Annotated in this window: 21 protein-coding genes and 1 tRNA gene; 8 read left to right on the top strand and 14 right to left on the bottom strand. The window is 71.8% G+C overall.

The features are described from left to right. Positions 1 to 74 precede the first annotated feature (74 nt). Positions 75 to 1,451 (top strand): DNA polymerase IV, encoded by a 1,377-nt coding sequence (locus ACEY2A_RS03815; protein WP_374929551.1) that lies wholly within the window; start codon positions 75 to 77, stop codon positions 1,449 to 1,451. Positions 1,452 to 1,511: 60 nt separating this feature from the next. Here ACEY2A_RS03815 and ACEY2A_RS03810 read toward each other — a convergent pair whose 3' ends face one another. After that, a complete protein-coding gene (locus tag ACEY2A_RS03810; RefSeq protein WP_374929550.1) occupies positions 1,512 to 2,294 on the bottom strand; it encodes a dioxygenase in 783 nt (260 codons plus the stop codon). A 119-nt stretch (positions 2,295 to 2,413) separates the two neighbouring features. On the opposite strand from ACEY2A_RS03810, the gene ACEY2A_RS03805 reads away from it, so the two are divergent. After that, positions 2,414 to 2,498, top strand: a tRNA-Leu gene (locus tag ACEY2A_RS03805). A 119-nt stretch (positions 2,499 to 2,617) separates the two neighbouring features. On the opposite strand, the gene ACEY2A_RS03800 is transcribed toward ACEY2A_RS03805, so the two are convergent. After that, complete coding sequence (locus ACEY2A_RS03800; RefSeq protein ID WP_374929549.1) at positions 2,618 to 2,989, bottom strand: DUF3021 domain-containing protein; 372 nt, start codon at positions 2,987 to 2,989, stop codon at positions 2,618 to 2,620. Between the two features lie 83 nt (positions 2,990 to 3,072). On the opposite strand from ACEY2A_RS03800, the gene ACEY2A_RS03795 reads away from it, so the two are divergent. Beyond that, entirely contained in the window at positions 3,073 to 3,564 is a 492-nt protein-coding gene (locus ACEY2A_RS03795; protein ID WP_374929548.1) for a TspO/MBR family protein, read from the top strand. Further along, positions 3,561 to 4,130, top strand: a complete 570-nt coding sequence (gene idi, locus ACEY2A_RS03790) for an isopentenyl-diphosphate Delta-isomerase (protein ID WP_374929547.1) — start codon at positions 3,561 to 3,563, stop codon at positions 4,128 to 4,130. The genes ACEY2A_RS03795 and idi overlap by 4 nt, the downstream gene beginning before the upstream one ends. Positions 4,131 to 4,175: 45 nt before the next feature. On the opposite strand, the gene ACEY2A_RS03785 is transcribed toward idi, so the two are convergent. Continuing rightward, positions 4,176 to 4,685, bottom strand: coding sequence for an HNH endonuclease signature motif containing protein (locus ACEY2A_RS03785; RefSeq protein WP_374929546.1), 510 nt, complete (start codon positions 4,683 to 4,685; stop codon positions 4,176 to 4,178). A 220-nt stretch (positions 4,686 to 4,905) separates the two neighbouring features. Beyond that, a complete protein-coding gene (locus tag ACEY2A_RS03780) occupies positions 4,906 to 6,054 on the bottom strand; it encodes a hypothetical protein (RefSeq protein ID WP_374929545.1) in 1,149 nt (382 codons plus the stop codon). A 238-nt stretch (positions 6,055 to 6,292) separates the two neighbouring features. On the opposite strand from ACEY2A_RS03780, the gene ACEY2A_RS03775 reads away from it, so the two are divergent. Next, on the top strand, positions 6,293 to 6,586 hold the full coding sequence (locus ACEY2A_RS03775; RefSeq protein ID WP_374929544.1) for a hypothetical protein: 294 nt from the start codon (positions 6,293 to 6,295) through the stop codon (positions 6,584 to 6,586). An 18-nt stretch (positions 6,587 to 6,604) separates the two neighbouring features. On the opposite strand, the gene ACEY2A_RS03770 is transcribed toward ACEY2A_RS03775, so the two are convergent. The 8 genes from ACEY2A_RS03770 to ACEY2A_RS03735 form a co-directional block, all read right to left on the bottom strand. Further along, positions 6,605 to 7,759: a M20 family metallopeptidase gene (locus tag ACEY2A_RS03770; RefSeq protein ID WP_374929543.1), complete on the bottom strand. Its 1,155-nt coding sequence runs from the start codon at positions 7,757 to 7,759 to the stop codon at positions 6,605 to 6,607. Positions 7,760 to 7,788: 29 nt separating this feature from the next. Then, the gene (locus ACEY2A_RS03765) at positions 7,789 to 9,435 is read right to left on the bottom strand and encodes an AbgT family transporter (RefSeq protein ID WP_374929542.1); all 1,647 of its coding nucleotides are present in this window, start codon (positions 9,433 to 9,435) and stop codon (positions 7,789 to 7,791) included. A 115-nt stretch (positions 9,436 to 9,550) separates the two neighbouring features. Beyond that, on the bottom strand, positions 9,551 to 10,435 hold the full coding sequence (locus tag ACEY2A_RS03760) for a prenyltransferase (protein WP_374929541.1): 885 nt from the start codon (positions 10,433 to 10,435) through the stop codon (positions 9,551 to 9,553). Further along, complete coding sequence (locus ACEY2A_RS03755; protein WP_374929540.1) at positions 10,432 to 10,749, bottom strand: lycopene cyclase domain-containing protein; 318 nt, start codon at positions 10,747 to 10,749, stop codon at positions 10,432 to 10,434. The genes ACEY2A_RS03760 and ACEY2A_RS03755 overlap by 4 nt, the downstream gene beginning before the upstream one ends. Then, positions 10,746 to 11,114: a lycopene cyclase domain-containing protein gene (locus tag ACEY2A_RS03750; RefSeq protein ID WP_374929539.1), complete on the bottom strand. Its 369-nt coding sequence runs from the start codon at positions 11,112 to 11,114 to the stop codon at positions 10,746 to 10,748. Before ACEY2A_RS03750 ends, ACEY2A_RS03755 begins: the two co-directional genes overlap by 4 nt. Continuing rightward, complete coding sequence (crtI, locus tag ACEY2A_RS03745) at positions 11,114 to 12,763, bottom strand: phytoene desaturase family protein (protein WP_374929538.1); 1,650 nt, start codon at positions 12,761 to 12,763, stop codon at positions 11,114 to 11,116. Before crtI ends, ACEY2A_RS03750 begins: the two co-directional genes overlap by 1 nt. Next, positions 12,760 to 13,659, bottom strand: coding sequence for a phytoene/squalene synthase family protein (locus ACEY2A_RS03740; protein WP_374929537.1), 900 nt, complete (start codon positions 13,657 to 13,659; stop codon positions 12,760 to 12,762). Before ACEY2A_RS03740 ends, crtI begins: the two co-directional genes overlap by 4 nt. A gap of 78 nt (positions 13,660 to 13,737) precedes the next feature. Beyond that, positions 13,738 to 14,943 (bottom strand): cysteine desulfurase-like protein, encoded by a 1,206-nt coding sequence (locus ACEY2A_RS03735; protein ID WP_374929536.1) that lies wholly within the window; start codon positions 14,941 to 14,943, stop codon positions 13,738 to 13,740. Positions 14,944 to 15,101: 158 nt separating this feature from the next. Here ACEY2A_RS03735 and ACEY2A_RS03730 point away from each other — a divergent pair, with 158 nt between their 5' ends. Continuing rightward, a complete protein-coding gene (locus ACEY2A_RS03730) occupies positions 15,102 to 15,620 on the top strand; it encodes a ferritin (protein ID WP_374929535.1) in 519 nt (172 codons plus the stop codon). 31 nt (positions 15,621 to 15,651) lie between these two features. After that, complete coding sequence (locus tag ACEY2A_RS03725; RefSeq protein WP_374929534.1) at positions 15,652 to 17,034, top strand: M20/M25/M40 family metallo-hydrolase; 1,383 nt, start codon at positions 15,652 to 15,654, stop codon at positions 17,032 to 17,034. Between the two features lie 40 nt (positions 17,035 to 17,074). Here the strand turns inward: ACEY2A_RS03725 and ACEY2A_RS03720 are convergent, their stop codons facing one another. Continuing rightward, a complete protein-coding gene (locus ACEY2A_RS03720; RefSeq protein ID WP_374929533.1) occupies positions 17,075 to 17,308 on the bottom strand; it encodes a DUF5703 family protein in 234 nt (77 codons plus the stop codon). 62 nt (positions 17,309 to 17,370) lie between these two features. On the opposite strand from ACEY2A_RS03720, the gene ACEY2A_RS03715 reads away from it, so the two are divergent. Further along, positions 17,371 to 17,769: a hypothetical protein gene (locus ACEY2A_RS03715; RefSeq protein ID WP_374929532.1), complete on the top strand. Its 399-nt coding sequence runs from the start codon at positions 17,371 to 17,373 to the stop codon at positions 17,767 to 17,769. A gap of 34 nt (positions 17,770 to 17,803) precedes the next feature. Here ACEY2A_RS03715 and ACEY2A_RS03710 read toward each other — a convergent pair whose 3' ends face one another. Then, entirely contained in the window at positions 17,804 to 18,790 is a 987-nt protein-coding gene (locus ACEY2A_RS03710) for a magnesium and cobalt transport protein CorA (RefSeq protein ID WP_374929531.1), read from the bottom strand. Positions 18,791 to 18,820: the final 30 nt, after the last annotated feature.

Below are 18,820 nucleotides of genomic sequence, written 5' to 3'. Positions count from 1 at the left end.
ATGGATTCTGCCACGGCCTGTGCCGGGGGTCACACCAGCCCGTCCTGGGCGGGCTCCTCACCTACCGTGTGCCCATGCGCTCCACCGCCTCGGTCCTCCACGTGGACCTGGATGCCTTCTTCGCCGCGGTGGAACAGCGGGACAAGCCCTCCCTGCGCGGCAAGCCAGTGGTGGTGGGTGGCACCGGCCGGCGCGGGGTGGTGTCCACGGCCAGCTACGAGGCCCGGGTGTATGGCGTGCACTCGGCCATGCCGGGCTGGCAGGCCCGGGCCCAGCTCCCCGGCGGTGCGGCCTTCCTCAGTGGGCGGTTCGCCGCCTACCGTGCCAGCAGCCGTGCCGCACTGGACGCCCTGCGCGAGATCGCCCCCGTGGTGGAGCAGGTCTCCATCGACGAGGCCTATGCCGACCTGGCGCTGGGGGAGAACCCCTGGCCGGTCGAGACCTGGGAGCGGGCCGACGCCGAGGCGGTGGCCGCGCGGTTGCGGGAGGCGATCGCGGACGCCACGGGTGGGCTCACCGCATCGGTGGGGATCGGCAGCTCCAAGATGATGGCGAAGATGGCCTCGGAGGCCGCGAAGCCCGACGGGTTCCGCGTGATCTGGCCGGGGCAGGAGGAGGAGTTACTGGCCGGGTTGCCGGTGCGGACGCTGCCCGGGGTGGGCCCGGCCACGGCCACGCGGCTGGGGACCTTCGGGGTGCGGACGGTGCAGGACCTGCGGCGGGTGACGCTGTCCGACCTGGTCTCGATCCTGGGGGAGGCCTGGGGTCAGGGCGTGCACGACCTCGCACGCGGCATCGACCACCGGCCGATCGTCACGCACCGGGAGGCCAAGAGCGTCTCGGCCGAGGAGACCTTCGCCACGGACCTCACGGACGTGCGGGAGGTGGAGGCCGAGCTGCGGCTGCTCGCCGACCGGGTGTCCGGGCGGCTGGCCAGGGCGGGGCTGTTCGGGCGCACGGTCTCGGTGAAGCTGCGGCGGCACGACTTCTCCACGCACCTGCGCTCCACCACGCTCCGACACGGCACCGACGACGCGGCGGTGATCTCGGGGGCGGCGGTGCGGCTGGCGGGATCGATCGGCGTGGGTGACGGAGTGCGACTGCTGGGCGTGGGGGTCTCAGGTTTCGTGGAGCACAGCCAGGAGGAGCTGGCCCTGGAGGTGGCCGAGCCGGCGGGGAGCTCGGCGGAGAGCCACACCTCCGACGAGGTGGAGGCGGCCGGCGAGGAGCTGCTGGACGGCGCGGACGCGCACGCCGCACGGCTGGGGCGCGCCACGTGGCCGACCGGGGCCGATGTGGTGCACGCCGAGCACGGGGCCGGATGGGTGTGGGGGAGCGGCAGGGGGGTGGTGACCGTCCGCTTCGAGGGACCGCGGACGGGGCCGGGGCCGGTGCGCTCGTTCAGCGCCGACGACCCGGAGCTGCAGCCGGCCGAGCCGCCGGAGTGGTGACCGGGCGCGGCGCCCGGGTGGGGGCTCACCCCATCGGGGCCGATGGGGTGAGCGCGCCGCTCAGGCGAAGGTCCAGGAACGCTTGGAGAGGCCGTACCAGAAGCCGTCGACAGCGCTCTCGCCGCGCGGGGTGGCGGTGGTGGAGGCGGCGCCGAGGGCGACGAAGAGCGGGGCCCAGTGCTCGCTGCGGGGGTGGGCCTCCAGGGCGGCGGGGGCCTTGGTCTGCCAGTCCAGCAGGGCGTCGACATCGCCGGCGGCCACCTGCTCGGCGGCCCAGTGGTCGAACTCGCGGGAGGCGGTGGGGGCGTCGGCATCCGCGCCGGCGGCGGGGTTGAACCAACGCAGGTTGTGGGTGGTGAAGCCCGAGCCGACGACGAGGGTGCCCTCCTCGCGCAGGCCGGCGAGGCGCTGGCCGACGGTGAAGAGCTCTCGGGGGTCGAGAGTGGGCAGGGAGACCTGGAGGACCGGGACGTCGGCGTCGGGGTACATCTCCACCAGGGGGACGTAGGCGCCGTGGTCGAGGCCGCGCTGTTGGTCCTGGTGGACGGGGCCGAGGTCTGCGAGGTGGCGGGCCACCGACTGCGCCAGCTCCGGGGCGGCGGGGGCGTCGTAGGTGACCTCGTAGTACTTCTGCGGGAAGCCCCAGAAGTCGTAGGTGAGGGGGGCGCCGGTGGTCGAGGACACGGTGATGGGGTTGCTCTCCCAGTGGGCCGAGACCATGAGGATGTTCTTGGGGCGCTCGATGGTCGCGGACCAGTCCGCGAGCTGCTGCGTCCAGGTGGCGTCGTCGGCCAGGGGAGGGGCGCCGTGGGAGAGGTAGAGGACGGGCAGCGTGGCGGTCATGGAGGAAGTGTACGTGATGCGTCACGTAGTCACAAGGTGGGGTGGGGCGCTCGTTGCGAGGCACCGGCTGCAGCGTGCTAGGGTTCTGGGTCGTTGCTCACTTCGTGAGTGGCACCCTCGTCCGGGTGGCGGAATGGCAGACGCGCTAGCTTGAGGTGCTAGTGCCCTTTATCGGGCGTGGGGGTTCAAGTCCCCCTCCGGACACCGTGGTTCCACAGTGTGGAACACGAAGGCCCTGACCTGTTGGTCGGGGCCTTCGCCGTGTCCTGGGGCGGGTTTCGTGGGCTTCTGGATGGGTTTTCCGGGCGCGCTGGTGCGCCCTGTCAGTGCCGGGAGTCCCGCCAGCGGTGGAAGGCGTACATGGCCGACCAGATCAGCGCTCCGACCAGGAGGAAGCCGGCGATGACGCCGACGTGGTCACCCACGCTGTCGAAGGTGGCCCAGCCGCTGAGGTAGATCGCAGGCAGCACGGTCACGCACATGAGCAGGAAGTGGACGGCCGACTGGCGGGCGAGGCTCCACTCCTCGATCTCGTAGATCACCGTGGCGCCCGCGACCGCGGCGACGATGACGCCGGTCACCAGGGTGGAGCGGCCATCATCGGCCTTGCCCTGGTTGAGGAGGACCAGTCCGATGGCGGTCATGATCACCAGGGGGATCCCGGCGCGGAGGGCAGCCTTGGCCACGAGCGTCATGGGAGTGACAGTAGCGGGGGGTTCCGGTGGCTTGCGGGAGCACTCAGTGAGACCGTGGGTACCCGACGACTCAGGAGAGTGCCATGAACGCGTCGCACGACCCCGCCGCCACCTGGGCCGGCACGATTGCGGCCACCACGGCGTGTGCGGTGTCCGGTGGTATCGCCACCGACCCCTCGTCCGACTGGTACGAGAGCCTCGAGAAGCCGAGCTGGCAGCCGCCGGGATACCTGTTCCCCATCGTGTGGACAGGGCTGTACGCGGGCATCGCGGCGACCTCGGCACGGACGATCAACACCTTCGAGGAGCGGGGTGAGCAGCGCCGTGCGGCGGGGTATCGGACGGCACTGGGCATCAACCTGGTGCTCAACCAGGGCTGGAGCTGGACCTTCTTCTCGGCGCACCGACTGGGTTTGGCGAGCGTGAACGCTGCACTGCTGGCGATGAGTTCCGTGGACCTGGCGCGGCGGGCGGGGCAGGCCGACACGGGCAAGGGCCTCGAGCTGGTGCCCTATGCCCTCTGGTGCACCTTCGCCACGGCGCTGACCGTGTGGATCGCCCGAAGGAACGCATGACCACCGAGGCTCCCGAGCTGGTCGAGCTGCTGAGGGAGGACGGCAGCGTCATCGGCACCCACCCCAAGGCGACGGTCCACACGGCGGACACGCCCCTGCATCGAGCCTTCTCGGTGCATCTCGTGGCGCCTGATGGTCAGGTGATGCTGACGCGCCGCGCGCTGAGCAAGGTGGCCTGGCCGGGGGTCTGGACCAATGCGTGCTGTGGCCACCCGGCCCCGGGGGAGAGCGATGAGGAGGCCATCGTGCGTCGCCTGCTGACCGAGCTGAATCTCCCCGCCGATGCGGTGGGCCCAGCTCGGGTGGTCGCGCCGGGTTTCCGCTACCGCGCCGTCGATGCCAGCGGGGTGGTGGAGAACGAGATCTGCCCCGTGTACGTGGCGGACCTGCACCTCACCCCGGAGGAGCTGCCGGCCCCGAATCCCGATGAGGTGATGGACGTCGGCTGGGCCGCGTGGCCCGCCCTCCGTGGTGCGCTGGCCTCGATGCCGTTCGCGTTCAGCCCCTGGCTGGTCAAGCACCTGGACCACCCGGAGGTGGGTTCCGCGCTGGGGTCGGTGGGCTGACGTGGCGGGCTGAGCGGCCGGCTGACAGGTCGCCCCCGCCGGTGGCTACTGGTCGCGGTAGTCGTGGGGTTCGGTGGTCTGTTGCTGGCCGAGGAGGGTGGTCCAGTGGACGGTGCCGTCGTCGGTGATGGTGGCGTGCCAGCCGCGTGTGGTCTTGCGGGTGTGGCCGCGGCGGGAGAGGCACTGCAGGTTGCCCGGGGTGGTGGTCCCGCCCTCGTCGAAGGGTGTGACGTGGTCGAGCTCGCACTGCTGGGCGCTGACCCCGGAGCCGGGGTCGCGGGCGATGCCGTCCCGGGCGCGGACGAACCGGGCCACCGACGCCGTCGGCCGATACGTGTACGGCGAGACACTGACCGCGTGGCCGGTGGTGGGGTCGGCGACCAGGCGCTGCCACACCGACCCCTCCCGGGTCGCCACGGCCCGGACGTGCTCGGGGTCGAGGTACCCGAACCCGGGCATCCACCCCAACGCCGCACCCCGCAAGCCCCGGTGGGCACCCCGGTCACCGGGGGCGGCATCGTCTGCCGGGGCACCCCTGCCACCGGGAGTGTCCATCGGGCCTGCTGTCTGACTGGCCGGTCGTAGGTCACCGGGTGGCTCATCACCCGGAGGACTGCCGCCCGGTGGGCTGGCGCTGCCCGGTGGGCCGGTGGTGGGCACACTGGTCCCGTTGATCGTGGTGTCTGCGTTTTCGAGCAGGACATCCAGTCCCACGACGACCGTCACACGTGCTGGGGGAAGGACCGGGTCGCCCACCTGCGGCACGGGGAACCAGTCAGCCGACACGGTCCCGCAGGACGCACACCGGAGGCGCTGGCGGCTCAGGGGCCACTGGGCCCGGGGGCCGCGTGCCCACACCGGTGCTCGCGTACACACCGTCGCTCGTGTCCACGGTCGACTGAGGCTGCGGCAGCGCTGCCGCCTGGGGCTCGTCGACGGCCGGGGTGGGCAGCGGGGGCTGGGTGAAGGCGCCACCGGGCTTGCCGCCGCTGCCATGGCCGGTCGCGGAACCGCTCTGCTGGGCACGCAGGTTCTCGTGGGTGGGGTTGGTGCAGGTGCCGGGGAGCTGGCCGACCAGGAGCAGGTCGAGGTGAATGTCCGACCGCAGCTGGGACAGGGTCCGCTGATCACCGGCTGCCTTCGCGCGGCGGGCCGCAGCATCCAACCGGCCCCACGCAGCAGCCACCCTGGTCGCCTCACCCACCACCGTCAGCGACCCGGTCCCGTCATCACCAGGGTGAGTCCACGACCCACGCCCCTGGATCGCCTCGACCATCCGCTCCCGGGCCGCCTTGCGGTCGGCCGCTTCGACCTTCCGGATCCTGCGGCGCAACAACTCCCGGAACGACGCAGAAGACCGCGGCGACCCATCAGCCGCCCGGGTGAGCACGGCCAGGCCGATCGCGACCGCATCATCGGCCTGCAAGTGCCTGGTGTCAGCGAACCAGGTCAACACCCGCGACAACGACGCCCGCCCCTCCACCAAGGCTTCCCGCCCACACACGACCCGCTCAGGATCGGAGGCGACCAGGTCCACCAGGTGCCCGATCCGCCCAGCAGCCTCACCCGTGGCCGCGACGACCTCCTCAGTCACGATCACCGGCGCATCACACGGACGCAGGATGCCCGGCTCACCCTCATCCACACGCTGCTGCAAATGCGCCACCGTGTGCGCGTACACCCGCCCCACCGCATCCATCAGCGCCACCTCCGCCGTCCGGGCCGACTCCACCGCCGACACCGCCTCACCCAGAGCCGATTCGGCACGCTCCCACGCACCCTCCGCACGACCACCACACGCCGTGCCGGCAGACGTGGCCGGCTCACCGGACCGCACCCCGGCAGACCCGGCCACCACGCCGGACTGCTTCCCGCCCGGACGGGACAGGGGCCCTTGCCCCGTGTCGAACGACTCCTGCCGCATGCCCCCACCCCCTCAGATGGTCACCACGTGTTCCACTCACTGTCCGACACACCGTCGAACTGATGTCCACACACTAGACGGGACCACCGACAACCTCCCCCCACCACCCCAGACCCTGTGGACAACCCGGGAACTCGCCCGGGACACCCGCCACCGACACCCCGGGTGACCCGCCACGGAGGGCCAGGCTCACCCCATCGAACCCCGCGCCCAGACCCACCCCACGTACCCTGCGGCCATGGGTTTCTTCAGTTCCTTCCTGGGCCTCAATGCCGGCGTCGATCCCGTGGCGGAGAACGCCCGACTCGCGCGCAGGGTCGCCCTCCTGGAGGCACAGGTCGCCGAGCTCGCCCAGCGCTCCGGGACGGATCTCCGCACCGTGCAGGCCCCGTCGCCCGTCTCGCCGGAGGTCCGCGCACTCGCCCTGAGGGGGCAGCCCGTCCGCGCCATCAAGCTCCACCGCGAGCAGACCGGGCTCGGCCTCAGGGCCGCCAAGGACGATGTGGATGCGGTGACCTCCGGCCGCGTCTGACCGCCGCCACCGCGCGCCTCAGCCGCCCGCCAGCTGCTCCACCAGTCCGGCCATCAGCGCCGTCTGACGGGGCAGCCCGCTGACGGTGATGTGCTCGTGTCGCGCGTGCGGGCCGGCACCCACCCCACCCAGCCCGTCGATGACCGGCAGACCGAGGGCGGCAATGAAGTTGCCGTCACTGGCCCCGCCGACGGCCTGCGTCGTGACCTCCACACCCATGTCCTGCCCCGCCGCCACGAGCAGGGCCAGCATCTCCTCGGTGCGCTCGGTGGGGTTCATGGGCGGACGGTTGCGGTCGATCTCCATCTCGATGCTGCACCGCTCGTCCTCCACGCGCAGGGCCTCCAGCGCCTCGACCACCCGGTCCTCCTCGGCGGCCTTCTGCACCCGCACGTCCACCTGGCAGGACGCCTTCTCGGCCACGACGTTGCGACCCGTCCCACCGGTGATGACCCCGACGTTCACCGTCGTGCCCCGCTCCGGGTCGGCCAGGTCCGCGATGCGCCCGACCAGCCGCGCGAGCTCGTGGATGGCGCTGGCGCCCTTCTCAGGATCGAGCCCGGCGTGGGACTGGATGCCGGTCACGGTCACGTCAGCCATCACCGTCCCCTTGCGCTGCACCTTCACGGCCCCCGCCGCGCTCGGCTCCGCGATCATCGTCACCAGCGCGTTCTGGGCCGCCGCCTCGATGTGGTGACGGCTCGCCGAGGAGCCGATCTCCTCGTCACCCGTGAGCAGCAGGTGCAGGTCCGCGTGGGGCACCCCGAGCTCACGCAGTGCCTTGAGCATCCACACGGTCTGCACGATGCCGGCCTTCATGTCGAGCACGCCCGGTCCGGTGAGGACGTCTCCGTCACGGGTGAGGGGCCAGTCCGCCAGCGTGCCCTCGGGCCACACGGTGTCGTAGTGGCAGACGCTGAGCACCGCGCCCGACGCGCCGCTTCCCTCCCAGGTGAGCTCCAGGACGTCCCCGCGGTCCCCACCGTCGTGACGGGTGCGCGATGCGGGCTCACCCAGCCGCTCGACGGCCCACGTCTCGATGCCGGACAACGCGGCATCGAGCAGCGCCTTGTCCGTGGAGGGGGACTCCATGCCGACCAGGTGGTCCAGGTCGGCGAGCACCTCCTCCATGTGCTCCTCGACGAAACGGGCGACATCTGCAGCGTGGGTCACGGGGAGTCCTCTCGACAGGGGTCAGTCCCTCAGCGGACGGGCACGCCCGGCCCCAGGGGGAGCCCGACGGCGTACCAGAGGGCGAAGAACAGGAACCAGCCCACCAGCATGGCGATGGACAGCGGCAGCGTGAGCGCCAGCAGGGTGCCGATGCCCGCCTTGCGGTAGTACTGCTGCATGTACCCCAACGCCAACGCGAAGTACGGGCTCATGGGGCTGATGATGTTGGTGGGGGAGTCACCCATGCGGAACAGCATCTGCGTGACCTCGGGGTTCACCCCCAGCAGCATGAACATGGGCACGATGACCGGCGCCATGAGGGCGTACTGCGCCGAGCCGCTGGTGATGAAGAAGTTCAACGCGGCCACCAGCACGACCAGCCCGAAGAACATCAGCAGCGGCGGCAGGTTCGCCTGCTCCAGCAGGGCCGAGCCCTTGATGGCGATGATGGGCCCGATGTTGGACCACTTGAAGTAGGCGACGAACTGCGCAGCCGCGAAGAACAGCACCAGCACCGGGGCCAGGCTGACCAGTCCCTTGCCCATCATGGCCGGGATGTCCCCGGCCGAGGTGATGGACCGGGTCAGCACGCCGTAGGTGATGCCCGCGAACGCGAACAGCAGGGCGATGGGGACCACCACGTCGCTGAGCAGCGGGCTGTCCAGGACGCCCTCCTCGCCGCGGAAGATCGAGTTCGGCCAGAGCAGCGCAGCCAGGTAGGCGGCGAAGAACAGGGCCGCCACCAGTCCGGACCACCGCAGGCCGCGGGTCTCCTCGCGCGTGAGGGTGAGCGAGCCGTCCTCGCCCGTGACCCCCATCGCGTCGCCCTGGTCGGCGTGGCCCTGACCGGCAGCCTCCGCACCGGGGGCGTCGACGGCGTCCTGGCCGGCAGCCTCCTGGCCGGGGGCGTCGGCGACGTCCTCGTCATCGACCATGTCCTTGGTCATCCGCGCCAGGAGCGTCTCGGTCACCAGCGTGATGATCCCGGCCAGCACGAAGGACGAGGCGATGGAGAAGAAGTAGTTCGCGATGGGCGAGACGACGTACTCCTCGTCCACCATCTGCGCGGCGCTGGTGGAGAGGCCGGCGAGGATGGCGTCGGTGCCGGTGATGAGCAGCGAGGCGTTGTACCCGGCACTGGCCGCACCGAAGGCCACCACGGCACCCAGCACGGGGGAGCGCCCCACCGCCTTGAAGGCCGCAGCACCCAGCGGGATCAGCACCACGTAGATCGCGTCGGACGCCACCGAGCCCGTGACACCGGTCAGTGCGAGCACGAAGGTGAGCCAGCGTGCCGAGACCCGCGAGACCACCAGGCGGATGGCAGCGGAGATCATGCCGCTGTACTCGGCGATGGCGACACCCAGCATCACGATGATGATGAGTCCCAGCGGCGGGAACTCGGTGAAGTTGGTGACGGCCTTGCCGAGGATCTCGTGGAGCCCGTCGCGCGTGAGGAGGTTGACCACCTCCACGGTCTCCCCGTCGGCAGGGGAGACCGCCGACACCCCCGCCGCACTGAGGACGGCGCTGAGGGCAAGGATCAGACCGGCCAGGATGAGGAACAGCCAGAACGGGTGGGGGAGCATGTTGCCCACCCGTTCCAAGCCACTCAGGGCCCTGACGAGCCGGCCGTTCTCCGAGCCGCGCGCAGTGGGCTCTGCGGTGGTGGACATGGTCGTCACCTCTCGATGGGGGGCGATCTGCCAGTTCGGCCCGGGGCCGAACCCCGAGACTACAAAACGCCCGACGGGCCGGACGGCCGGGTCACGGCCCTCCCACTGCGCCCCGTCAACCCCATCCCCCCGCGATCAGCACCATCGTCACCGCGAACCCGGCCACGTAGTTCAGCCACAGGAAACGCGTCCACCCGGAGTGCGCCTCCTCGCACCGGGCGTCGGTGATGCCCAGGAAGGGCGCCACGCTCATCGCGTAGACCGCCGGCACCAGCGCCAGCCACGTGTACGGCAGGGGAGTGGCCACCATCAGTCCCGCCGCCACCAGGTACAGCACGAACGACACCCACACCGTCGCCCGTGCCCCCAGCACCGTCCCGATGGACCCGATGCCGCCGGCCCGGTCGGCGCGCACGTCCTGCACCGCTCCGAAGGCGTGGCTCGCCATCGACCACGCGAAGAACGCCGCCAGCGCCGCCCAGCCGACCCACGGCACCGACGCCCCGGTGAACAGCGCCCCCACCACCGCCGGCCCCACGAAGTGCGTCGCGGAGGTCACCGAGTCCAGGAAGGGCACCTCCTTGAACCGCATCCCCACCAGGCTGTACGCCACGACCGCGATCATGGTCACCGCCAGCGCCGCCCCGCTGGCCACCGTGCCCCACCACAGCAGCACGATCACGAACGGAAGACAGCTCAGCAGGCAGGCCCACAGGATCATCCGATGGTGGGCACGGTCCGTCAGTGCCCCCTCGACCCCTCCCTTGCGCGGGTTCTGCAGGTCGGACTCGTGGTCGAAGACGTCGTTGATGCCGTACATGGCCAGGTTGTAGGGCACCAGGAAGAACACCACGCCCACCCAGAGGGCCACGTCCGTCCACGACCCGCCGGCCAGCAGGTACGCGGCACCGAACGGGTAGGCCGTGTTCACCCAGGACACCGGTCGCGAGGTGGCCAGCAGCGTCCGCAGCGCCGATGGGGTGTGCCCCGCCCCGCTCACGCCCGGTCACCCCGCGCACGCAACGCCACCCACAGCGCCGGCAGCACCCCGGCCGCCGCGATCGTGTAGGCGAAGTCCTCCACCGGCGCCAGGCCGATGCGCCACCCGGCCAGGTGGGCCTCCTCGTAGGCCACGATGCCCGCGCCGATGATCAGCGAGTCGAACACCGCCGTGAACACGCAGGAGACCGCCAGCGCGATGCCGGAGGCCACCACCGTGCGCCGCCGCACCGGTGCGCCCACGCGGGCCAGACACACCGCCGCGACCACCAGGCACACCGCCAGCACCGCCGCGTTCACCCACAGGTAGGTCACCGCCACCCACCTCCTGACGCACCCTCCGGCGCGGTGGCAGCGCTCCGCCCCGACCGCCACGCCAGCAGCCGCTCGATGCCGGTGAACAGCACCATGGTGAAGTGGCACAGGAACCACAGGAAGAACACTTCCTCCACCGGCAGCTCCGGAGCCAGCTGCCACCCGACCTGCCACGGCCCCGGCCCGCGCATGAAGATTCCCAGCTGGATGCACACCAGGTCCCACACCAGGAACAGCCCCACACCCGCGGCCTGCACCGCCAGCGCCCGCCGCCAGTCGGCGAACAGGTACAGCCGCCAGCGCCGGTCGATCAGCACCATGCACGCCGCAGAGACACAGATGGCCGCCAGGTACAGCCCCGGCATCAGGCGCCCCCGCCCGCGCCGAACGCCACCGGGTCCATCGGCCCGTCGGAGTGGTCACCGCGCAGCCGCTTCACCACGTTCTCCGCGCTGATCAGGCACATCGGCAAACCCACCCCGGGCGCGGTCGTCGCCCCGGCGTACAGCAGGTTCTCCACGTGACGGCTGCGGTTCTGCCCGCGCAGGAAGGCCGACTGCCACAGCGTGTGCCCGGGGCCCAGCGCGTTCCCCCGCCAGGCGTTGTACTCGGCGGCGAAGTCGGCGGGCCCGATGCTGCGCCGCACCACCACCCGCTCGGCAAGGTCCGGCACGCCGGCCCAGTCCGCCATCTGCGCGATCGCGTCGTCCACCGCCTGCTCCACGACCGGGTCACCACCCCCATCGACACCGCCGGCGCCCACCGAGCGGCCGTCCACCGCATCGGGGGAGACGGGGATGAGCACGAACAGGTTCTCGTACCCCTCGGGCGCCACGGAGTCGTCGGTCGCCGAGGGCATGCACACGTAGGTGCTGGCCGGTTGCGGCACCACCGGCGACTCTCCGAACACCGCCTCGAAGTTCGCGTCCCAGTCGGTCGTGAAGAACAGGTTGTGGTGCACCAGCTCCGGCAGCCGTCCGCGCACCCCCAACAACGCCAGCACCGCCCCGGGACCCGACGTGCGCCGTGCCCAGTAGGACTCGCCGTAGGTCTGCAGGTGCTCCGGCAGCAGTCGGGTCTCCGAGTGGTGCAGGTCCGCGGTCGAGACCACCACGTCCGCGGGCACCAGCTCCCCATCGGCCAGCCGCACGCCCGTCGCCCGCGCGCGGCGCCCGCGGGCGGTGTCCAGCACCTGTCGCGATGCGGGGCGGTCGGTGACGATCTCGGTCACCTCCGCGCCCAGCCGGATCTGGACCCCGGCCTCGCGGACCACCTCCTCGATGGAGTCGACCAGCCGCGCGAAGCCCCCCATCGGGTACCGGACCCCGTCCTGCAGGTCCATGGCGCTCATCAGGTGGTACATGCTCGGCGTGGTGCGGGGGGTGGCGGCCAGGAACACCGCCGGGTAGCCCAGCACCTGCCGCAGCCGAGGGTCGCGCACCGTGCGCGCCACCCGGTCGTGGAGCGACTCGGTCAGCAGTCGCACCAGCTGTGGCAGGCGGGGGAGCAGGCCGCGCAGCGTCCGCAGCGGGATGCGGCTGAAGGTCGTGTAGAGAAAGGCCTCCCGCGCCATCACGTAGGTCGACCCGGCGCTGTCCAGGTACTCACCCAGCGCGGCCCCGGCGCCGGGCTCCACGGACTCGAACAGTGCCTGTGCCTCCTCCCGTCCGGAGCGCACCTCCAGGGTCTGCGCGGCGGGGGAGAAGACCCGGTAGGCGGGGTCGAGGTCCACCAGCTCCAGCCGCGCGTCCACGGAGGTCCCCATCATCGCGAACCAGTGCTCGAACACCTCGGGCATCAGGTACCAGCTGGGCCCCGTGTCGAACCGGAAACCCCCCGCAGCGGTCGACGCCTCCCACGAGCCCGCCCGACCGCCGGTGGTCTCGCCGCGCTCCAGCACGGTCACGGCATAGCCGTCGCGCGCCAACAGCCCGGCCGTCGCCAGCCCGGCCACGCCGGCCCCGATGACGACCGCGCGCTTCCCGCCGCCCGTACCGGCCCGCAGCCCGCTCACCGTCCCCTCCGCTTCTCCCGGGCGACCGCGCGGGCCACGAGGGCGAGCTTCACCGCATCGGGCACGCGCACCCGTTCCGTGCGCAGGCGAGCCGCCGGCACCCGGGCGAGCCGGTCGGTCAGTGCGGAGTACAGGTCGTGGCAGGCGCGCACGGCGGTGCGGCTCGAGGCGGGCAGCCGTTCGATGGCCACCAGGGCCGCGGCCAGGTCCGCGCGGACATCGGCCACGAGGGCGTCGCGGTCGGCGTCCGTCAGGTGGTCCAGGTCGACTCCGGGGAAGTAGGCACGCCCCCGGCCGTCGGCGTCGTCGGCGAGGTCGCGCAGGAAGTTCACCTTCTGGAAGGCGGCCCCCAGCCGCCGCGCGCCCTCCTCCAGGCCGGCGTCCGGCGCCACCGGGGTGTCGGCGCCGTCGGTGGCGAAGGCCCGCAGACACATCAGGCCCACCACCTCCGCGGAGCCGAAGACGTACTCGGCGAAGCTGTCCGGGTCGTGCTCGACCACCTGCAGGTCCGCCCGCATGGAGGCGTAGAAGGGACGCGTCAGGTCGGTGCCCACCCCCGTCGCCCGGGCGGCGTGCGCGAAGGCGTGGACCACCGGGTCGGTGGAGAAGCCGCTGGCCAGGGCGGCCTCCAGACGCGCCTCGTGCTCGTCGAGGGCCTGCATGATGCGGTGAGCGTCCAGTCCCGCTCCCGACGCGGCGCCGTCCACCACCTCGTCGGCCACCCGCACCAGGGCGTAGATGGCGCGCACCCGGGTGCAGACCGGCTCGCCGAGCAGGCGTGTGGCCAGGCCGAAGGAGGTGGAGTAGTGGGTGATCACCTGGCCGGAGGCCCGGTAGGCCGCCGCGGTGTGGTCCGCGTACGCCCGACCGGCGAGGTCGGCGGGCGTGGGAGGCATGGGCGCAGTCTCCCATGCGGCACCGTGCCTCGCCCGCTGGAGAGGCGCCCGGGGGCGACAGGCCGCGGTGTGGCCTGCTCAGAGCTCGCCCAGGCCCTCGAGCAGGCGGTCGACGTCCTGTTCGTCGGTGTACGGAGCCAGACCCACCCGCACCCCGCCGGCGTCCCCGAGGCCGAGGCGGCGGCTGGCCTCCAGGGCGTAGAAGTGGCCCGCCGGCGCGTTGACCTGTCGCTGGGCCAGGTGGTGCCGCACGTCCTGCGGGTCGTGCCCCTCCAGGGTGAACAGCAGGGTCGGGGTGCGCAGCGCCGCGCGGGAGTGCAGGCGCGCACCGGGCAGCTCGGCGATGCCTGCCTCCATCCTGGCCAGCAGCGCGGCCTCGTGCTCGTGGAGCGCGTCGTAGCTGGCGGTCAGCCGCGCCCTGCGGTCCCCGTCACCCGGCACCAGGTCGGCCAGGAAGTCCACCGCGGCGGTGACGCCGGCCATCAGCTCGTAGGGCAGCGTGCCCAGCTCGAACCGCTCGGGCACCTCGTCGGTCGAGGGGAGCAGCTTGTCCATCCGCAGGGACTCCAGCAGCGCCGGGTTCGCTGACACGGTGCCGCAGTGCGGACCGAGGAACTTGTACGGCGAGCACGCCCAGAAGTCCGCTCCCACCGCGGTCCGGTCCGGCAGGAGATGAGCGGTCGAGTGCACCCCGTCCACCCACAGCAACGCCCCCACCCCGTGCGCGAGATCCGCCACCTCCCGCACCGGAGGGATGGTGCCGATGAGGTTGGACGCGCCGGTCACGGCCACCAGCCGCGTGCGCTCGGTGACCACCTGGGCGAAGTGTTCCAGCCCCTGCTCCCCGGTGTCGGGGTCGAAGTCGGCCCAGCGCACGGTGGCCCCGACCCGCTCGGCGGCCTGGATCCAGGGGCGGATGTTGGAGTCGTGGTCCAGCCGGCTCACCACCACCTCGTCGCCCGCCGACCAGGTGGTCGCCAGCGCACGGGACAGGTCGTAGACCAGCGCCGTCGTGCTGCGCCCGAAGACGACTCCGCGCGGGTCTGTGCCCACCAGGTCGCCGATGGCCGCACGGCAGGCCGCGACGATCTCCTCCGCCCGACGCTCCGAGGGGGTGATGGTGCCGCGGTTCGAGACCGCGGCCAGCAGCGTGTCGGCCACCGCCTGCGCCACCACGGCCGGGGTCTGCGTGCCGCCGGGACCGTCGAAGTGCGCGGCTCCCTCCTGCAGGGCCGGCACGGCGGCGCGAATGGTCTGGACGTCGTACCGGGGGGCGCTGGACATGACGCGAGTGTTCATGGACCACGTGCCCCCGTCAACAGGTGCCCTCGTCAACAGGCGGGGGCTGCGCGCCGGGTCCACGCCGCAGGTGAGGCTCACCGTCGAAAGGCAAGGCTCAGGAAGGCTGACGCGGCACCCGGGGCCGGCGTAGTTTCGCCACCATGAAGCTCACCGACTCGCTCAAGGCCGCCTTCGAGAAGCAGATCACCCTGGAGTTCCAGGCCTCCTTGGCCTACCGGCAGTTCGCCATCGACATGGACGCCCAGGACCTGCCCGGCATGGCCTCGTGGCTGCGCCGGCAGGCCGACGAGGAGATCGTGCACGCCAACAAGTTCATCGACCACGTGCTCGACCGGGGGTCCCGCCCGGTGATCGGTGCGGTGGAGGCCCAGACCCCCGCGGTGGACCCCACCCCGCTGAGCGTGTTCCAGGCGGCGCAGGCGCACGAGGAGAAGGTCAGCGCCTCCATCCGTGACCTGTACAAGGCCGCGGAGGCCGAGGGTGACCTGGACGCCCGGCCGCTGCTGAACTGGTTCATCGAGGAGCAGATCGAGGAGGAGGCGACCGTCTCGGAGATCGTCGCCACCATCGAGCGGGTCGACAACGACGGTCCCGGGCTGCTCCGCATCGACGAGAACCTGGGCCAGCGTGCGGTGGGTACCACCGAACCCTCCGCCTGAGCCGTCACCCACGGGGTCGTAGCGTGGGGGCATGACCTCCGATGCCGTGAAGCCCTCGCCCGCGTTCGATCCCGAGGCGGTGCCCACCCCCGCCGACGAGGTGGTGGACCTCTGTCGCGAGCTCATCCGCATCGACTCCACCAACTACGGCGACGGCACCGGCCCGGGGGAGCGGGAGGCCGCCGACTACGTGGTGGACCGGCTCACCGAGGTGGGCCTGGAGCCCGAGGTGTTCGAGTCCGACCCGGGCCGCACGAGCGTGGTGGTGCGCCTGCCCGGGAAGAACCCCGAGCGTCCCGGGCTGGTGCTGCACGGCCACCTGGACGTGGTGCCCGCCGAGGCCGCCGACTGGTCGGTGGACCCCTTCGCCGCCGAGGTGAAGGACGGCATGGTGTGGGGCCGCGGCGCGGTGGACATGAAGGACATGGACGCCATGATCCTCGCCGTGGTGCGGCACCTGGCCCGCACCGGCACGCAGCCCGACCGTGACCTGGTGGTCGCCTTCTTCGCCGACGAGGAGGCCGGCGGGGTGAAGGGCGCCGGACACCTGGTGGAGCACCACCCCCTGCTGTTCGCCGGCTGCACCGAGGCGGTCTCCGAGGTGGGCGGCTTCTCCATCACCGTCCCCGGACAGGAACTGGCGCAGGGGGCGGAGCCGCAGCGGACCTACCTGGTGCAGACCGCGGAGAAGGGCATCGCGTGGCTTACCCTGACCGCGCGCGGCCGGGCCGGCCACGGCTCGGTGCCCACCCAGGACAACGCGGTGGTGCACATGTCCCGGGCGCTGACCGCCATCCACGAGCACGAGTGGCCGCACGAGACCATCGAGTCGGTGCGGGTGCTGCTGGAGGGCGTGGGTGAGCAGGCCGGCATCGACTGGTCCCTGGAGGACGCCCCCTCGCTGGCCGAGGTCGTGGGGGCCACCGGCGGCGCGCACGACTTCGTGAAGGGCACGCTGCGCAACACGATCAACCCGACCATGGTGGCCGGCGGCTACAAGCACAACGTCGTGCCGCAGACGGTGACCGCGGGCCTGGACTGCCGCTACCTGCCCGGTCAGTGGGAGCAGGTGCTCGCCACCATCACCGAGCTGGCCGGCGAGCACGTGGAGGTGGGCATCCACCACCTGGGCCCCTCGCTGGAGGCCGACTTCGACACCCCGCTGGTGGACACCATGCGGGCCGCCCTGGAGGCCGAGGACCCGGGCTGCCGGGTGCTGCCCTACTGCCTGTCCGGCGGCACGGACAACAAGCACCTGGGTGACCTGGGGATCACCGGCTACGGCTTCGTGCCGCTGCAGCTGCCGGCCGACCTGGACTTCGCGCCGCTGTTCCACGGCATCGACGAGCGCGTGCCGGTGAGCGCCCTGGAGTTCGGCGCCAGGGTGCTGCACCGGTTCGTGCTGGAGGCCTGAGCGCGCAGCCCCGGGCCGACCCCGGGGCCGACCGCACCCTTCAGGCCGTGCGGCGCTGCTTGATGACCTTGCGGCGGAGCGACACCTGGCGGCGCCCGGACTGGTAGTGCCGCACGGTGTGCAGGTTCCAGCCCTCGTACTCGGCCAGCTCGGTGAGCACCTGGCACAGGTCGGCCCGGCTCATCTCACGGTGGGCCTCCACCGTGCGGTACTCCCACACGGCGGCGGCCCGCGCCTTGCGGTGCGGGGGCAGGGAGTGGCCGGTCAGCTGCATCGCCACATTGTGCACACCGAATTGACCTATCGCGCAGCGGCGCGGCGGGCTACCGTGGAGCCATGGCCACAGATCCGCGGAGCGCCCTGACCACCCTCGTCACCGCCTTGGAGCGACACCTGGAGGCATGCACCTCCCGCACCGGGGAGGAGGACCCGCGCGTCATCGCGGCCTACAACGACCTCGCGGACGCGTTCGAGGACTACGACGACGCCCTGATGGACACCTACGGGGAGGTCACGCCCTTCGAGGTCTACTCGGACGAGGACGAGGACGACGAGTTCGACGACGACTACGACGACTCGGACGACGACGACTCGGACGAAGGGGACGACGACTTCGGGGACGACGAGGACGAGGACGCCGGCTCGCGCTACGACGACGAGTACGACGGCGACCAGGACTCCTACTCCTACGACGACGACACCGAGGCCGAGCCCGACGACCAGCCGCGCGCCTGAACCGCTCAGGGCAACGGCCCGGAGGAACCCGCGCTCAGAGCCACCCGGAGCGCTTGAACCGGCGGTGGAGCAACACCACCGCAGCGGCGGTGAGCAGCAGCACCACCGGATATCCCCAGTCGGTGTGGAGCTCCGGCATGTGGTCGAAGTTCATGCCGTAGATCGCCCCCACGATCGTCGGCACCACCGCCAGTGCCGCCCACGCGGAGATGCGTCGTGCGTCCTCGCCCTGCTTGACCGAGACCATCGACAGGTGGGCCTGGAGGATGTCGGTCAGTGAGGTGTCGTAGTCGGCCACGTGGTCGTCCGCCCGCAGCAGGTGGTCCTGCACGTCGCGGAGGTAGGGCCGCAGTGGGTCGGGCACCAGCCCGGGGGTCTCGATGAGGTGACGCACCGGGTCCACCACCGGCCGCACCGCAGCACGCGCCTCCAGGATCTCCCTCTTCAGTGCGTAGATCTCCGAGACGTCCACCTGCGGTCCGTCGCTGAAGGTCTGGGACTCCACCCGCAGCAGGTCGTCGTTGAGCTCGAGGTCGACGGCCGTGTAGGTGTCCACGACGTGGTCGGCCACCACGAAGACCGCAGCGGCCGGACCGTGCCGCATGAGCTCGGGGGAGCGCTCGAGGCGCGCCCTCACCCCATCGAGGCGTGCGACCTCCCCGTGGCGCACGGTGAGCACCCAGTCGGGGCCCCAGGCGATCAGCACCTCGCCGGTCTCGACGTCGCTGTTGTCCTCGAAGTAGGCCAGCGTCCGGAAGACGAGCAGGGCGGTGCCGTCCACCACGTCGAGCTTGGGGCGCTGGCGGCCGGTGACGATGTCCTCCTCGGTGAGGGGGTGCATGCCGAACAGCCGCGCGAACTCGCGGACCTCCTCCGGCGTGGGCTCGAAGAGCCCCACCCAGAGGAAGGGCTGGTCCTCGGCGGCCTCGGCAGCCCGGGAGCGCACCTCCGCAAGACCCGCCGTCACGTCCGGGCACTCGTGCCGCCTGCCGCCGGCGTACACCGCCTTGTCCACGATCATGGGGGCAGTCTGGCACCGGGCCACGGGCCG

It is taken from the genome of Kytococcus sedentarius (assembly GCF_041937525.1).
Taxonomy (GTDB): domain Bacteria; phylum Actinomycetota; class Actinomycetes; order Actinomycetales; family Dermatophilaceae; genus Kytococcus; species Kytococcus sedentarius_A.
This window is presented reverse-complemented; position numbering and strand designations above follow the sequence as displayed.

What these genes read in the sequence shown, in the direction of transcription:
- ACEY2A_RS03815 (WP_374929551.1), top strand. Translation starts at nt 75, where the DNA reads ATGCGCTCCACCGCCTCGGTCCTCCACGTGGACCTGGATGCCTTCTTC.
- ACEY2A_RS03810 (WP_374929550.1), bottom strand. Translation starts at nt 2,294, where the DNA reads ATGACCGCCACGCTGCCCGTCCTCTACCTCTCCCACGGCGCCCCTCCC.
- ACEY2A_RS03800 (WP_374929549.1), bottom strand. Translation starts at nt 2,989, where the DNA reads ATGACGCTCGTGGCCAAGGCTGCCCTCCGCGCCGGGATCCCCCTGGTG.
- ACEY2A_RS03795 (WP_374929548.1), top strand. Translation starts at nt 3,073, where the DNA reads ATGAACGCGTCGCACGACCCCGCCGCCACCTGGGCCGGCACGATTGCG.
- idi (WP_374929547.1), top strand. Translation starts at nt 3,561, where the DNA reads ATGACCACCGAGGCTCCCGAGCTGGTCGAGCTGCTGAGGGAGGACGGC.
- ACEY2A_RS03785 (WP_374929546.1), bottom strand. Translation starts at nt 4,685, where the DNA reads ATGGACACTCCCGGTGGCAGGGGTGCCCCGGCAGACGATGCCGCCCCC.
- ACEY2A_RS03780 (WP_374929545.1), bottom strand. Translation starts at nt 6,054, where the DNA reads ATGCGGCAGGAGTCGTTCGACACGGGGCAAGGGCCCCTGTCCCGTCCG.
- ACEY2A_RS03775 (WP_374929544.1), top strand. Translation starts at nt 6,293, where the DNA reads ATGGGTTTCTTCAGTTCCTTCCTGGGCCTCAATGCCGGCGTCGATCCC.
- ACEY2A_RS03765 (WP_374929542.1), bottom strand. Translation starts at nt 9,435, where the DNA reads ATGTCCACCACCGCAGAGCCCACTGCGCGCGGCTCGGAGAACGGCCGG.
- ACEY2A_RS03750 (WP_374929539.1), bottom strand. Translation starts at nt 11,114, where the DNA reads ATGCCGGGGCTGTACCTGGCGGCCATCTGTGTCTCTGCGGCGTGCATG.
- ACEY2A_RS03740 (WP_374929537.1), bottom strand. Translation starts at nt 13,659, where the DNA reads ATGCCTCCCACGCCCGCCGACCTCGCCGGTCGGGCGTACGCGGACCAC.
- ACEY2A_RS03735 (WP_374929536.1), bottom strand. Translation starts at nt 14,943, where the DNA reads ATGTCCAGCGCCCCCCGGTACGACGTCCAGACCATTCGCGCCGCCGTG.
- ACEY2A_RS03730 (WP_374929535.1), top strand. Translation starts at nt 15,102, where the DNA reads ATGAAGCTCACCGACTCGCTCAAGGCCGCCTTCGAGAAGCAGATCACC.
- ACEY2A_RS03725 (WP_374929534.1), top strand. Translation starts at nt 15,652, where the DNA reads ATGACCTCCGATGCCGTGAAGCCCTCGCCCGCGTTCGATCCCGAGGCG.
- ACEY2A_RS03720 (WP_374929533.1), bottom strand. Translation starts at nt 17,308, where the DNA reads ATGCAGCTGACCGGCCACTCCCTGCCCCCGCACCGCAAGGCGCGGGCC.
- ACEY2A_RS03715 (WP_374929532.1), top strand. Translation starts at nt 17,371, where the DNA reads ATGGCCACAGATCCGCGGAGCGCCCTGACCACCCTCGTCACCGCCTTG.
- ACEY2A_RS03710 (WP_374929531.1), bottom strand. Translation starts at nt 18,790, where the DNA reads ATGATCGTGGACAAGGCGGTGTACGCCGGCGGCAGGCGGCACGAGTGC.